At 56.3% G+C, this 14,113-nt stretch carries 11 protein-coding genes; all 11 read left to right on the top strand.

The genetic code is table 11. The annotated features are described in order from the left end of the window. The first annotated feature begins 191 nt into the window (after positions 1-191). The 11 genes from NKF26_RS11100 to NKF26_RS11050 all read left to right on the top strand — a co-directional run bounded on the left by NKF26_RS11100 (position 192) and on the right by NKF26_RS11050 (position 14,080). Positions 192-1,979: an SLC13 family permease gene (locus NKF26_RS11100; RefSeq protein ID WP_253228128.1), complete on the top strand. Its 1,788-nt coding sequence runs from the start codon at positions 192-194 to the stop codon at positions 1,977-1,979. Positions 1,980-2,213: 234 nt separating this feature from the next. Then, complete coding sequence (locus NKF26_RS11095; RefSeq protein WP_253234317.1) at positions 2,214-2,777, top strand: hypothetical protein; 564 nt, start codon at positions 2,214-2,216, stop codon at positions 2,775-2,777. A 106-nt stretch (positions 2,778-2,883) separates the two neighbouring features. Continuing rightward, positions 2,884-3,801 (top strand): hypothetical protein, encoded by a 918-nt coding sequence (locus tag NKF26_RS11090; RefSeq protein ID WP_253234316.1) that lies wholly within the window; start codon positions 2,884-2,886, stop codon positions 3,799-3,801. Positions 3,802-3,915: 114 nt separating this feature from the next. Continuing rightward, a complete protein-coding gene (locus NKF26_RS11085; RefSeq protein ID WP_253228099.1) occupies positions 3,916-4,116 on the top strand; it encodes a hypothetical protein in 201 nt (66 codons plus the stop codon). A gap of 66 nt (positions 4,117-4,182) precedes the next feature. Then, complete coding sequence (locus NKF26_RS11080; RefSeq protein WP_253234315.1) at positions 4,183-5,325, top strand: glycosyltransferase; 1,143 nt, start codon at positions 4,183-4,185, stop codon at positions 5,323-5,325. A 94-nt stretch (positions 5,326-5,419) separates the two neighbouring features. Beyond that, complete coding sequence (locus NKF26_RS11075) at positions 5,420-6,544, top strand: glycosyltransferase (RefSeq protein ID WP_253228101.1); 1,125 nt, start codon at positions 5,420-5,422, stop codon at positions 6,542-6,544. Next, positions 6,544-7,227 (top strand): glycosyltransferase family 2 protein, encoded by a 684-nt coding sequence (locus NKF26_RS11070; RefSeq protein ID WP_253228102.1) that lies wholly within the window; start codon positions 6,544-6,546, stop codon positions 7,225-7,227. Before NKF26_RS11075 ends, NKF26_RS11070 begins: the two co-directional genes overlap by 1 nt. Then, on the top strand, positions 7,224-8,147 hold the full coding sequence (locus NKF26_RS11065; protein ID WP_253234314.1) for a hypothetical protein: 924 nt from the start codon (positions 7,224-7,226) through the stop codon (positions 8,145-8,147). Before NKF26_RS11070 ends, NKF26_RS11065 begins: the two co-directional genes overlap by 4 nt. A gap of 5 nt (positions 8,148-8,152) precedes the next feature. Continuing rightward, positions 8,153-9,469, top strand: a complete 1,317-nt coding sequence (locus NKF26_RS11060; protein ID WP_253228104.1) for a sulfatase-like hydrolase/transferase — start codon at positions 8,153-8,155, stop codon at positions 9,467-9,469. Between the two features lie 31 nt (positions 9,470-9,500). Further along, positions 9,501-10,973 carry a polysaccharide biosynthesis C-terminal domain-containing protein gene (locus NKF26_RS11055; RefSeq protein ID WP_253228105.1) on the top strand — a complete coding sequence of 491 codons (1,473 nt, stop codon included), beginning with the start codon at positions 9,501-9,503 and terminating at the stop codon, positions 10,971-10,973. Between the two features lie 59 nt (positions 10,974-11,032). Continuing rightward, positions 11,033-14,080, top strand: coding sequence for an oligosaccharyl transferase, archaeosortase A system-associated (locus tag NKF26_RS11050; RefSeq protein ID WP_253234313.1), 3,048 nt, complete (start codon positions 11,033-11,035; stop codon positions 14,078-14,080). The last annotated feature ends 33 nt before the right edge of the window (positions 14,081-14,113 follow it).

The following is a 14,113-nucleotide window of genomic DNA, read 5'->3' as shown; positions in this document are numbered from 1 at the left end:
GCGGCACGATACACCAACGAGCCTGTTCGATGGATTTTGTCGTCACACCGTGAACGATTGAGGTAGGGATTTGTCCGGTTCCGTCGAATGAACAGTGGGGTGGCACGTGAGCAGTGCGACGCGTCCACGGGGGTGTATGAATGTTGGTTCCGCTTCAAACAGGTGTCCAAATCCCACCGATAACGAACAGTATGCTCGTCGTCTTGGGAATCATCCTCCTCGCGTTCGTCCTCTTCGTCACCGAGTTGTTTCCCGTGGACGTGACGTCGCTCATCATCCTCGTCGTTCTGATGGTGTTCGGCCACTGGACCCACGTGTCGCCGACGGAGGGACTCTCCGGGTTTTCCAACGAGGCGACGATCACGGTCCTCGCCATGCTCATCCTCAGCGAGAGCGTGCGCCAAACGGGTGCGGTACAACTGCTCGGCCATCGCGTCGCGGGTGTCGTCGGCGACAGCCAGTTCAGACAGGTGTTCGCGACGGTCGGCATCGCCGGGTCCGTGTCGGGGTTCATCAACGATACGCCGGTCGTCGCCCTGCTCGTGCCCTTCGCCTCGGACCTGGCCCATCGGGGCAACACGTCGCCGTCGAAATTGATGATTCCGCTCTCCTACGCGGCCATGCTCGGCGGCACACTCACCCTTATCGGTACCTCCACGAACCTGTTGGCGAGCGGCCTCGCACAGCAACTGTTGGGGCGCTCGCTCGGCATTTTCCAGTTCACACCGGTGGGCGTCGTCGTCCTCATCACCGGGGCGCTCTACCTCGTCTTCATCGCGCCACGTTTGCTTCCGGAGCGTGTTCGGCCCCGCGAGACGCTCCTGGAGGAGTACGAAGTCGAGGAGTATCTGGCCGAACTCGTCGCGCCGGAAAACTCGCCGCTCGTCGGGACGCCCATCGCGGACGTGCCGACGGAAGCCGGGTTCGGCGGCGAAGTGAAGGAGGTCGTCCGGGAGGATACCGTCCTCTCGCCGTTTTCCAGCAAGCCTGTGGAACCGGACGACCTCTTTCTCATCACGGCGAGTCGGCCCGATCTCACATCGCTCATCGAAGCCGAGGCGTTGAACCCGTTGCCGACGGTGGGACGCGAACCCGCAGTCACCGAAGAGATGCCGGACGACGGTGCGGAAAGCGTCCTCATCGAGGTCGTCGTCCCGACCGATTCCGCGCTCATCGGCGAGACCATCGCGACGAGCACGACGCTCCGGCGTTACGACGCGACGCTCGTCGCCCTCCAGCGCGGTGACGTTCGCCTGCCGCGCGTCCGCGAAGCCGAGTTCACCGTCGGGGACCTGCTGTTGCTCCAACTGCCCGCCGACGAACTGGAGCGCGTGGCCGAAACGCGCGACCTCATCGTCGCCCGCGAACTCCCGCGGGAGGACTACCGCTACGACAAGATACCCGTCGCCATCGCCATTCTCGCGGCCGTCGTCGGGTTGGCGGCGCTCGGATTCCTCGAGATTCAGGTCGCCGCGCTGGCGGGCGTCGTGGCGATGGTCCTCTCCGGGACGCTCTCGCCGACCGAACTGTACGAGGGCGTGGACTGGACCGTCATCTTCCTGCTCGCGGGCGTAATCCCGCTCGGCATCGCCATGGAGAACACCGGCACCGCCGCGTTCCTCGGAGCACTGGTCGCCACCTCCAGTCGATTTCTCCCGACCATCGCCGTTCTCGGGGTGTTCTACGTGACGACTGTCGTCCTGACCAACATCATCAGCAACAACGCCACCGTCGCGCTCATGGTCCCCGTCGCCATCAACGCCGCCAGGGAGATCGGGGTGAATCCGCTCGCGTTCCTCCTCTCCGTGATGTTCGCCGCCAGCGCCGCGTTCATGAGCCCCGTCGGCTACCAGACCAACCTGTTCGTCTACGGCCCCGGCGGGTACCGATTCACCGACTTCGCCCGCGTCGGCGTGTGGTTGCAGATCATTTTGGCGATCGTGACGCCGATAACGATCGCGCTCTATTTCGGGCTGTGACGGCGAGTTGGGCTGTGACGGCGAGTTGGGCTGTGACGACGGGGTGGGTTCGGTTTTCTCGTGAGCGTCGCTGCCGGGAGAAACGGATCGAAGAGTCACAGCGGTTCGCTACGAACCGGTGATTTTGATCGGTTCACGGTTGCAATCACCGAGAATACTACCCCGAAAGCCCCCGTCCGTCTCCGAATCCGAAAAAACGACACGTTAATCTCCTCGGCGTGACACGGTGTACCTATGCGGGTTCGAGAATGGCAGGATGTCTTACAGGACGTTGTTGACCGCCGAGTCGACCCTGAAGGGTGGCGAGCCGCGGGGGGAAAGCGGGCAGGTGGTGTCGGCGAGGATCTGTATCTCGGCCATCCGAAGGCAGGCCTCTACCATTTGAAGACGTACGCGAAAAACCCCTACCAGGTCCGAGGCGTCGGCACGCAGGTCGCCCGGAAGCTGGATGACGAAATCGGAAACTTCCTTCCGGAAAAGGAGTACCGTGGCGGACGGTTCGCGGTCCAGAATCCAGAGGAGAAACGTCCGGAGAAAGACGAGATGGAGGCACGGGCAAAGCGCGTCGAAGAGACCATCAAGGCACACGCGGACGCGCCGACGTCCGGTGCTGACCTCTTCGACGACGTGATGGAGGCTCTGGAGAGCCCGGCGTTCGGACCGATGGAGTTCGACGGGTACGACCGTCCGGAGACCGTCTCGGATCTGGAGGAGACGTTCGAGGAGTCCGAAAAGCTCCTGAACGAGGAACTGGACGACCTCATCGACGAGGACGAGGTCGGACGCGGGTTCCAGTAGTTCGGCGGGCCGAATGGTATTTCACTCGCGCGAAACAGGTTGGATTTCTCATGGGTGGCGAAACCGATAGTAGTGTCGAGCGAGTACGACACTCAGTGACCTTCGGATGCGCGTGACTCCCCCCGACATCGCAGTGCCCGATGGAAGAAACGGCGGCCGAGTGATCGCACTCATCGGCATTCTGTTGTCCATCGTCGTCGTCATCGACCCACTCGTTCGTTCCGGGTCGGTGTGGTTCCCGGAGTTTATCATCGAGATGACGCTCTCAGCGATGCTGATCTACGTGGGCTATCGACTCACGCGAAGCGACATCGACGCGAAAACGCTCCAAAAAGTGGACGTTTCCTGTTTCAAGGGAATGCTCGCACTCGGCGGGTTCGCGGCGGGCGTCATCGTCACCGCGAAAGTCTCGGGGTGGCACATCTCGAACCCCTATTTCCTCGTCCAAACGATGGTAACGAGCGGCGCGCTGTTGGGACTCGTTATCGGCGTCGCCGGGATGGTCGCACCGCTTCGCACCGGGTCGAAAGGTGGGGCGTCGAACGAGTCGAACGACGATTCGAACACCTCGGGTACTGGGACCGGTTCGACGAACCCGAGCGGTTCGACCGATTTGCCGAACGCGACCGGTTCGGCCGGTTCGAACGATTCGAGGCCCCCCCTCGCCGCCGACACGGACAGTGACGAACTTCCTGCCATTCCCGAGAGAGCTATCGCTACCGACGGGATCCAAGCACCTTCCGGCGTGGTCGATGATTGGCTCGAAGTTCTCGCTGACAGGAACTGTCGGTACGTGCTTCGAATGGCGATGAACGCACCGGACGGTGTCCTCACGATCGAGGAGCTAACCGCTACCGACAAACTACGAAAGCGCTCGCTCGAAACCAACCTCCGGCACATAACCCTGCCGAAACTGTGGGACCTTCACCTCATCGACTACGACGAACGGACGGGAACGATTCGCTACGATAGCCACCCCGCGTTCGAGGAACTGTTCGAGACCGTCGAACGGTATCGACAGTAGTCCAGTCCGCACCATCTCGCCAGGATTTAAGCATCTCGCTCGCTCCGTTCCTTTCATGCGGGCAGTACATTCGAGTGACGACATACCAGTAGTGCCGACGGATCGGGTGCGATAATGGTCGGACCGACTTCGAAGGAGGAACGCTCGTCCGCGATGTTACGCCTGAAGATCGCCATCGTCCTGCTGGTCGGCGTGTCCGGCGGTCTCATCGCCTTTCACGGCGGGGCGACGCCGGTCGTTCTCGTCGGTGCGATCGTCGGCGGTCTCATCCTCGGCGTTCTACTGACGTGGTATCTGAGCAGAATCACACGCTGATTTCGACGGACGAACCACCCGCCACCAATCCATAGATGTTTAAAACAAAACGCCCAACGATCGGACATGAACCGGCTCGCAAAGGTTGCGGCGGTCGTCATCGCCGTCGCCGCGATTCCGTATTTTTGCTTCCTCGCGCTGTACGGGTTCCTTCGCCCGGACGGCTCACCCGCCTGGAAACGGCAGGCTGAACCGACCGTAAGCATCATTCTTCCGACATACAACGAGGCGGACATCATCGAGAAGAAACTAGACGACCTGCTCGAACTCGACTACCCGATGGAGAAGGTCGAACTCGTCGTCGTGGATTCGAGCGACGACGAGACGCCCGCGTTGATCCGCGAATATTTCGCCGACCGCGAACACCCGTCGCTGAACCTCATCGAAGAGAACGAGCGGCGCGGACTCGCACCCGCGCTCAACGACGCTTACGCCGCCGCCGAGAACGAGATGGTGGTCAAGACCGACTGTGACTCATACACCGCGAACGACGTGCTTCGCGTCGCGGCCGCGAACCTCGCCGACCCGGAGGTTGCCGCGGTGACCGGGCAGAACGCGGACGTGCTCGGCGGGAGCGAAGTCGAGGCGGGCTATCGTGGCGTCCAAGCACACATCCAGACGCTCGAATCGCATCTCGACTCGACGCTGATATTCCACGGGCCGTTCTCGGCGTTCGAGAACGACGCCATCGTTCCCATCGACCCGGAGTCGCTCGCCGACGACACGGAACTCGCGTTGAAGATTCGTCGCAACGGCAAGCGCGTGATCTTCGACCCGGAGATCCGCTACAGTGAAGCGTCACATTCGGACTTCCGAAAACGACGTCTCCAGAAGGATCGCCGCGGTATGGGATTGATTCGGCTGCTCGTCCAACACCGCGATGCGCTCGGGAAACACGGAAAATACGGCGGCGTCGTGCTTCCTTTCAACTGGTGGTTCATGATCGTCTCGCCGTGGCTACTCGCGCTCGGAATCGGACTGCTGACCGGGGCCGCACTGGTCGCGGCGGGACCGTTCGGTCTCGTCGTCCCCGGTGTGCTCGGTGCGTTCGTCAAACTCGGCGGGAGCGATCGACTCGGCCCGTTTCAGCCGATATACGCCATCTTCGACACGCAAGTCTCGCTGTTCCGCGCGAGTTTGGAGTTGTTACGTGGCGAAGGCGACGGAACGTGGGAAATAGACGAAGAATTGCGGGAGGCGTTCGAGTGAGACGACAACTGAGGACGTAATTATCCGAAAGTAATCGTTAAGAGAGCGAGTAAGAAGGCTTATATATTCTAAGATGACTGGAAAATCGTAAGGAATGTCGGACAAATTACCCTCGGTTGCTATTCTTCACGACCGATTCCCCCAAATCGGTGGTGGGGAAAAATTCGCTATCGAGGCAGCTCGGACGCTCGATGCGCCGATTTATACGATGTACGTCTACCCCGGTACCGAAATTCCGAACGACGTTCGGGTGGTTCCTATCAAACAGAAAAAATACACGCGTGGGCTATCGGGCCGCCTACTCGCGTGGAAAAACGAGGGATCGAACCCCCTCGAAACGCTTTCGGTGGCGATGGACATGACCGATGCGCATCCCGATCTCACGGAGTACGATGTTATTCTGGAGAGCGCTCCGCTGTCGAAACATTACGTCCCGACTGTCGACCAGCGGATAGTCCACTATCCGCACAGCCCGCCACGGTGGTTGTACGACCTCTACCGGGACCGAATGGAATCGTTCGACTACCCTGGTGTCCGGTTCGCGCTGAAGACCTACGCGAAGTGGTGGCGCGCGCTCGACAAGGAGGCGAACGATTACGTCGATACGTTCGTCGCCAACAGTGAACTGATTCGGGACCGCATCGAGCGGTACTACGACCGTGAGGCGGAAGTCGTCTATCCCCCCGTGACCGGCGATTGGCGCAACGAAGGGGACGACGGCTACTTCGTGACGTGGTCACGACTTGCGCCGGAAAAACGGATGCCGCTGCTCGCAGATGCGTTCACCGAGCTGGACGAACGTCTCGTCATCGCCGGAGACGGTGCGGACCGGACGAAGCTTGAACGCATCGCACGAGGTCACGACAACATTGAAATCAGAGGATTCGTCGAGGACATTGAATCGCTCGTAGCACGTTCAACGGCAGTCATCTACGCGCCGGTGCAGGAGGACTTTGGACTCGTCGGTGCCGAAGCACTGATGGCAGGAAAGCCGCTTCTCGGCGTGAACGAAGGGTTCACGAAATATCAGGTCGAGGAAGGCGTGACCGGCGAGTTGTTCGAGCCGAACGTGGACTCGATACGGAAGATCGTTCGAGGGTTCGATTCGATGGAGTATGATGGCGATACGATTCGAGACCAAGCGAAAAAATATCAGTACGAGGTTTTTCAGCAACGGTTAAGAGATGTGATCAAAAATCTAAAGGAAGACGATTCATAATGGGAGACCCTGTCTTACGACCGATTACTGCGGAAAACCCTACCGTGAGCGTGATCATCCCGACGATACCATCGAACGATCATTCGAATGTGATCGCCCATCTCGAATCCTCGGAGTACTCGAATTTCGAGATAATAGTGGTGGAAGACAAGACGATTAGTGTTTGTAAGGCGAGAAACGTTGGACTCCGTCGGGCCAATGGAAATATCGTGGCGTTCACCGACGACGACTGCGAGCCGCCGTCCGACTGGCTCAAAAATATCGTTGCACATTTCTCAGACAACGAAACATTAGTGTGTCTTGAGGGACCCGTTGGAGGAGGATTGACGTACAACGGGCGGCAAATGTATCCGACCTGTAACCTCGCCGTTCGTCGCGATGCCGCGCTTCGTGTTGGTGGTTTTCGGGAAGAATTCGAGTACTGGAGGGAAGATACCGAATTCGGATGGAGATTGGAGGAAGTTGGTGATTTTTTGTTCTCAGAAAACGTTCGAATGAGACATCCACCACAGTCGCGCTCAACGATTGTCAGATCAAATGAACAACGATTGAAACGGGAATACCCACGAAAATATGAGCGAGTCATCGTTCCAGACACCATTCATGGTCGAGTCAACGATTGGCTCTGGCGCAGGGGATTTTGGAACGCCGTTGACCGAGTTCGATATGGGTGGTTTGCATGACTATATCTGAGTGGATCAAAGCTAGCGTCAAGCAAACCCGGGAAGATGGAATTCGAAGAGGTGTTTCTGAGGCGATGTACCAATTCTACGTCGGAGGATGGCGGCGACTTGGCCGATTTTCATCGACGGGTGAGTCAATATTTGAGCGGGATTGGGACTTATTGATTGTTCTCGATGCGTGTCGATGTGATCTCATCGAGGAAATCGATGACGAGTACGATTTCTTGTGTGAAAATGAAGGATTTGTTTCTCTTGGGAGCGGCTCAGAAGAATGGATGAATAAAAACTTTTGTGACGACTTCCACGAAGAAGTGAGTCGGACTACATATGTCTCTGGTAACGTGTTCACACGTCGGTACGCGGAGCCAAACGAATTCGCCATGTTAGATGAAGTGTGGAAATACGGTTGGGACGACGAACATGGAACGGTTCTGGCAGAGACGATAACGGACAGAGCAATCGAGATAAATAGAAGCAGAGAGGTTGATCGGTTGATCGTTCATTATATGCAACCACACACGCCGTCAGTGCCAGATCCGCTAGGCGAAGGAATGACGGGGAATCCAGATACGACTCTTGCGTCTCCAGAATCGTCGTTAGATAGGCTAAGATCCGGAGAATTAGCGAGGAAACGCGTGTGGAAATCGTACAAAGAAAATCTAAGATATGTTCTCAACAGCGTTGCAGTACTTCTCAACAATATTGATGCCAAAAAAGTAGTGATATCCGCAGATCACGGGGAGTTGATGGGTGAATGGGGATTATATGGACATCCGTGGCCCGTTCCGATACCATCTCTGAGACGCGTTCCTTGGTATGTTTCCAGTGCATCAGATAACGAAACGTATGAACCGACCATCGAACCAGACGATGAAATGGGGAATGTAACCGAAAAACTCGAATCACTTGGCTACAAGTGACCACTATGTCGAACATTGCACTTGTTGTTCTAGACACATTACGAAAGGATAGATTTGATGACTATTTCGATTGGCTACCGGGCCATCGATTCGAGCGTGCATTTAGCACCTCCCATTGGACAGTACCAGCACATACATCAATGTTCACTGGAAAATATGCTAGCGAGGTAGGAGTGTACGCCAACGCAGAATCGTTGGACTGTGAGGAAACGGTGCTTGCTGAACGGTTATCTGAGAACGGGTACTCAACGCGAGCATTCTCAGGGAACGTGAATATTTCAAAGGCGTTTAAATATCATCGAGGTTTTGATGAATTCATTGGAAGCTGGCGTCTGAAAGCAATGTCCGAGAACGTCTTCGACTGGGATGGTTTTATCGCCGAAACACAGCATGAAGGCCCACAACGCTACGTGAAGGCACTTTATCGTTGTCTCGTTGATGACTGTGATACGATATCGTCGTTAAAACGTGGTGCTCTGTTGAAACTTCGTGACATAGGAATCGGCGAGAAAACCCGTGATGACGGTGCGACAGCAGCGTTGGATTTCGTTCGAAAAACGAATTTCCACGATCAAGAGTTTCTTTTTATGAACCTAGTGGAGGCACACACACCGTACCATCCCCCTGCCGAATTTCAAACCGTTGAACCCCCATCGTTGAACGGTCTGTTCGCAACATTGAACGGTGGACCAAAGGACGATCCACATCGAATCAAGCAAGGGTATTCAGATGCTTCCCGATATCTCTCTGTAATGTACGAAAAAATATTTGAAGAACTTCAGAGCCATTTTGACTTGATCATAACCGTGAGTGACCATGGTGAATTGCTTGGGGAGCACAACGCATGGGAACACGCGTTCGGAGTATACCCTGAACTCACACACGTCCCGTTCTCAATATATGATGGATCTAATGGCCACGTATATGACGAATCCGTTAGCCTCCTTGATGTACACGCAACGATTCTATCAGAGGCGGGTATCGATGCACCGTCAAGAGGGCGTGATTTACGGAATGTCGTTGAGGACGGAGAATTCATAAGCGAGTATCATGGTATCAGCGATCGTCACTACGAATCCATGGCCGCGCATGGTTTTTCCGACATTGACTTCCTTCAAGAGGAGCTAAGCGGGCTCATAGATGGTAGCTACTACGGATACGAAACACCTGACGGATTTCAGAGCTACGGATCTGGCACTCATGAGCGACCGCAAGGACGGCTCAAAGAAGTCGTCGAATCGCTGAATAAGAGATCAGCCAAGCAAGAAAAGGGGATTGACGATAGTGTTCTTCGGCAACTACAAGATCTCGGGTACGCATAAAAGACGTGGTACATTCCAATTAAAGACGATAATGACGGATATATCCGAGGTCAATCTTGGCGGAGAAACCGTGAAGGCGACTGTCGCGAAGTTCGCAATGGCGGCAAGCGGTTTTGTCGGGATGATATTGTTTGCACGGTTGTTAGGCCCTACTTCGCTCGGAGGATTCTATCTCTTACTGGGCGTCGTAAAAATCGCCGATAGACCGATACACGGATGGTCGATCGCCGCTAAAAAGCGGTTCTCCGAATACGAATCCTCCGAGAGCTCGGTTGTTGGTGCACTGGTAGTATTCGTTGCAGTTTGGCTCATTGTTGTTGCGACTGTATCGTTCGCTCTCTCGTTCCAGCTTCGAAAGTACACGGGACTGAAAAACGCACCGATGTTATTCTTCATTCTACTTGCTTCAGAACCACTGTACGAACCGTTCGAAAAGTTACTTCAGGCGAGAGGTCAAATCGGGTTGGCAGCTTGGTTAGATGCCGTTCGTTCCTATCTTACACTTCCGTTACAGATATTTTTCATACTCTCCGGGTTCGGTGCGGCAGGTATGGTTTTTGGACTGGCAGGAGGAACACTGATTACGATCCCTGTCGTGGTTTATTTCCTCGCAGTATCGCCTACTTTCCCTTCCCTTTCCATCCTTCGGAGTTTAGCAATATATGCAAGGTATAGTATCCCATCTAGCTTTTTCAGCACAATTTACGACCGATTCGACGTTCTTCTGCTTGGAATTCTCTTAACATCATCTATTTCAGTCGGTTACTACGAAGTAGCCGCAAAGTTAACGCTTCCATCTCTTTTTGTTAGTACTGCTGCCGCAAGCGGTTTAATGACGCGTGTGAGCTTCTATCGAAGCAAACGGCAGGATATTACTGAGGATATTGAAAATACGTTAGCGTTTGCAAGCGTACTTGCAGTCCCGATCTTCTTCGGAACTCTTGTGCTTCCCAAGGAACTCGTTGTGACTCTGTATGGACCGGAATATGCACCGGCAGCACCATTTTTAATTGGAATTTCAGCTTATAATGTATTCAAATCTCAGAACGCACCACTGACACAAGTTATCAATGGTTTAGATATGCCGGAAAGAGCGATGTATGTATCCGGTACCACACTTGCGATAAATATCGCCATTGGCGTCCTATTGGTTCTCCGTCTTGGTCCAATCGGTGTCGTCATAGCGACACTCATCGCAGAGCTTGCTCGATACATCCTCTTATCGCTCATCATTCGAAAATACATCCCTGGAATGAATCTTATCCCTCGAACGATATGGCAACAATTCGGTTCGGGAGTAATTATGTCTATGGCTGTTTTGGTAATCCATCAGATGGTACCAATTCGATCATGGTTTGGTCTCACTATCCATCTTGTAACTGGATCAGGAATATATGCAATATCTCTGATCATAATGAGCGATCTGTTCCGTTCTACTATCGGGAGCGTCCTCCGAGGCTCCCAAATAGAGCAATTCGTCCCGAATCCCGTACTAGAGTGGTAATCCGATAACTCGTTGTACTATCATAAGGCTTATGCGCGTTTTGCCAAATTCTCCACCAGATGAGCCAAGGCACCGAACAGGTCGAGGACACCTCCACGTCGGCTACTTCAGTCCTCGACTATATCGAACACTGGTACCACATCCCTGTACTCGTACTGTTACTGGGATTCATGTTGTGGGTACGCCTCCAATCGTACGACAACTTCCTTATCAATGGGAAGGTGTACCTCTCCGGTAACGACGCGTGGTATCATCTCAGACAAGTACAGTATACAGTCAATCATTGGCCCGCGACGATGCCGTTCGATCCCTGGACGTACTATCCGTTCGGGACGAGCGTCGGTCAGTTCGGAACGTTTTACGACCAACTCGTCGCCACGGCGGCGCTGATCATTGGGCTGGGGGACCCGTCCCACCACACGGTTGCACTGACGCTCCTCGTCGCGCCAGCGGTCTTCGGCACGCTCGTCGCCGTCCCGACGTATCTCATTGGGAAGCGACTGGGCGGCCGACTGGGCGGCCTCTTCGGCGTTCTCGTGTTGGCGCTCATTCCGGGAGTCTTCTTGAACCGTGGTTTGGTCGGATTCTCGGACCACAACATCGTCGAACCGTTCTTCCAGACGTTCGCCGTGCTGGCGATGATGATCGCGATTTCGGCCGCGGAACGGGAACGGCCCGTCTACGAACTCCTCTTGGACCGTGATTTCGCGTCGGTACGCCGACCGCTCGGCTACAGCATCCTCGCGGGGATTGCAACCGCGATGTATCTCTGGGTGTGGCCGCCGGGCGTCCTCCTCATCGGTATCATCGGCGTCTTCTTCCTGCTGAAACTGACGGCGGACTACGTGCGTGGTGTTAGTCCCGACCACCTCGCATTCGTCGCCTCGATCAGCATGGGTGTGGCCGGGTTCCTCTTGCTCGTCCCGCTCGGAACGATTGCGTTCAGCGCGACGAAGTTCTCCCTGCTCCAACCGTTCATGGCGTTCGCTATCGCCATCGGCGCGGGATTCATGACGTGGTTGGCGCGCGAATGGGACGACCGGAACCTCATGACCGCGGGCTACCCGCTGGCGATCTTCGGTATTATCGCCGTCGGTGCCCTCGTCGTCTCAGTCGTTCTTCCGCACCTATTCAACCTGATTCAGACCAACCTCGTTCGCTTCGTCGGGTTCAACGCGGGCGCGGCACAGCGCACCATCGGTGAGGCGAAACCGTTCCTGAGTAGCGGCGACTCGCTGACGTCGGCGGTCGTCCCCCAGTACGGTTTGATGTTCTTCACGGCCATCATCGGCGCGTTGGTGATGGTGTGGCGGTCGGTGTCGTCGAACGAGAACGACGCCGAAAAGATGCTCGTGCTCGTGTGGTCGGCTTTCATCCTCGCCGCCGCGTTCACGCAGGTGCGCTTCAACTACTACCTCGCGGTTCCGGTCGCGGTGTTGAACGCCTACCTCTTCGGGTGGGTGCTCGGCCTCGTCGGCTTCGGAAAATCGACCGGCCAAACGATCCGAAACGCCGAGCTGTATCAAGTGCTTGCCATCTGTTTCGTCTTCCTGCTGGTCGTCCCCGGACTCGTCATGCCGATGTCGGTCGGGGGGTCACAGACCTACACGGCACAGACGGTCGGTAACAACACCGGACCCGGTGCGATCACGCAGTGGGAAGGCAGCCTGCAGTGGATGCAGGGCAACACGCCACAGGAAGGCAACTACGGTGCCGGAAACAACAGCTCGATGGCCTATTACGGCACGTACACGCAAGGTGACGGCGACTACGACTATCCGAACGGGTCGTACGGCGTCATGTCGTGGTGGGACTACGGCCACTGGATCACCACCAACGGGGAACGGATTCCGGACGCCAATCCGTTCCAGGAAGGTGCGACCACCGCTGCGAACTATCTGCTCGCCCAGAACGAGTCACAGGCCAACGCCATCCTCGACAACATGGGCGATTCGAACGAACAGACCCGCTACGTGATGGTCGATTGGAAGATGGTCGAGACGAAGGGACAGAGTGGGAACGTCAAGTTCTTCGCGCCGACCGTCTTCGACGACAACGTCTCGTCGAGTGACTTTGTCGACTACATCTACACCAACAGCAGTTACATCACCCAACACAAGCAGGCGTACTACAACAGCACGATGGTTCGCCTGTACAAGTACGACGGGAGTTCCGTCGATGCGCAACCCGTCGTGTTGGACTGGGATCTGACCACGTACCAGGGTCAGACGTACAAGATCAATCCGCAGGTGAAGAAGTTCGACACGATGAAGGAAGCCCGTCAGTACGTCAAACAGGACGGCTCCTCGCAGATAGGCGGTATCGGACCATATGCGAGCGAGGACATCCCGGCGCTTCAGCACTACCGTGTCGTCCACGAGAGCCAATCCACCGCGCTGCGCTACGGATCGACGCACTACCAGGTGTTCGCACAGCGGGCACAACTCCTGCAACAGGCTAACGTCTCCGTTCAGGATTACTTCCGCACGTCACCCTCGTGGGTGAAGACGTACGAGCGCGTTCCCGGCGCGACGGTGCAGGGAACCGGTCCGGCGAACACCGAAATCACCGCGTCGGTGCAGATGAAATCCGCCACCGGCGGCACGTTCACCTACACCCAGAAGGCGACGACGGACGCGAACGGGAAGTTCACCATGACGCTCCCGTACTCCACGACCGGCTACGACAAGTGGGGAACGGACGAGGGGTACACGAACACCAGCGTTCGTGCCAACGGTTCGTACGAGTTCTCGACGCCGAAAACGCTCGGTGACGGCGGGGTCACGTTCAAGAACGCGACCGCGCAGGTCTCGGAGGGCAAGGTCATCGGCGAGGATAACTCGCCGGTGACGGTGTCGGTCACGAACCAGCAGACGGTTCCGGTCGAGGGCGCGAACAACTCGTCCAGCAACAACTCTTCGGCCGGTTCCGCACCGAGCAACGCGACGGGCGGCAACTCCTCGGCCGGAAACGGTTCGGTCGGCGCGAACAACTCGACTAACAGTTCGACCAACAGCAGTTCGCTCCCGAGTCCCGCGGCACCATCGACGCGCGCCGGTCTCGTCGGCACCTTCGCGGCCGCGATGGTCGTCTCGCGTCGGGACTGAATCGGATTTCGCGTTTTTCGTTCGTCTCGATTT

It is taken from the genome of Haladaptatus sp. AB618 (genome assembly GCF_024136965.1).
GTDB lineage: Archaea > Halobacteriota > Halobacteria > Halobacteriales > Haladaptataceae > Haladaptatus.
The sequence above is the reverse complement of the archived record's forward strand: the minus strand, read 5'-3'. Positions and strand labels throughout refer to the sequence as shown.

Excerpts from the sequence above, each read along its gene's own strand:
- NKF26_RS11065 (WP_253234314.1), top strand. The coding sequence starts at position 7,224 with ATGACTATATCTGAGTGGATCAAAGCTAGCGTCAAGCAAACCCGGGAA.
- NKF26_RS11050 (WP_253234313.1), top strand. The coding sequence starts at position 11,033 with ATGAGCCAAGGCACCGAACAGGTCGAGGACACCTCCACGTCGGCTACT.
- NKF26_RS11075 (WP_253228101.1), top strand. The coding sequence starts at position 5,420 with ATGTCGGACAAATTACCCTCGGTTGCTATTCTTCACGACCGATTCCCC.
- NKF26_RS11080 (WP_253234315.1), top strand. The coding sequence starts at position 4,183 with ATGAACCGGCTCGCAAAGGTTGCGGCGGTCGTCATCGCCGTCGCCGCG.
- NKF26_RS11070 (WP_253228102.1), top strand. The coding sequence starts at position 6,544 with ATGGGAGACCCTGTCTTACGACCGATTACTGCGGAAAACCCTACCGTG.
- NKF26_RS11090 (WP_253234316.1), top strand. The coding sequence starts at position 2,884 with ATGCGCGTGACTCCCCCCGACATCGCAGTGCCCGATGGAAGAAACGGC.
- NKF26_RS11055 (WP_253228105.1), top strand. The coding sequence starts at position 9,501 with ATGACGGATATATCCGAGGTCAATCTTGGCGGAGAAACCGTGAAGGCG.
- NKF26_RS11095 (WP_253234317.1), top strand. The coding sequence starts at position 2,214 with ATGCGGGTTCGAGAATGGCAGGATGTCTTACAGGACGTTGTTGACCGC.
- NKF26_RS11100 (WP_253228128.1), top strand. The coding sequence starts at position 192 with ATGCTCGTCGTCTTGGGAATCATCCTCCTCGCGTTCGTCCTCTTCGTC.
- NKF26_RS11060 (WP_253228104.1), top strand. The coding sequence starts at position 8,153 with ATGTCGAACATTGCACTTGTTGTTCTAGACACATTACGAAAGGATAGA.
- NKF26_RS11085 (WP_253228099.1), top strand. The coding sequence starts at position 3,916 with ATGGTCGGACCGACTTCGAAGGAGGAACGCTCGTCCGCGATGTTACGC.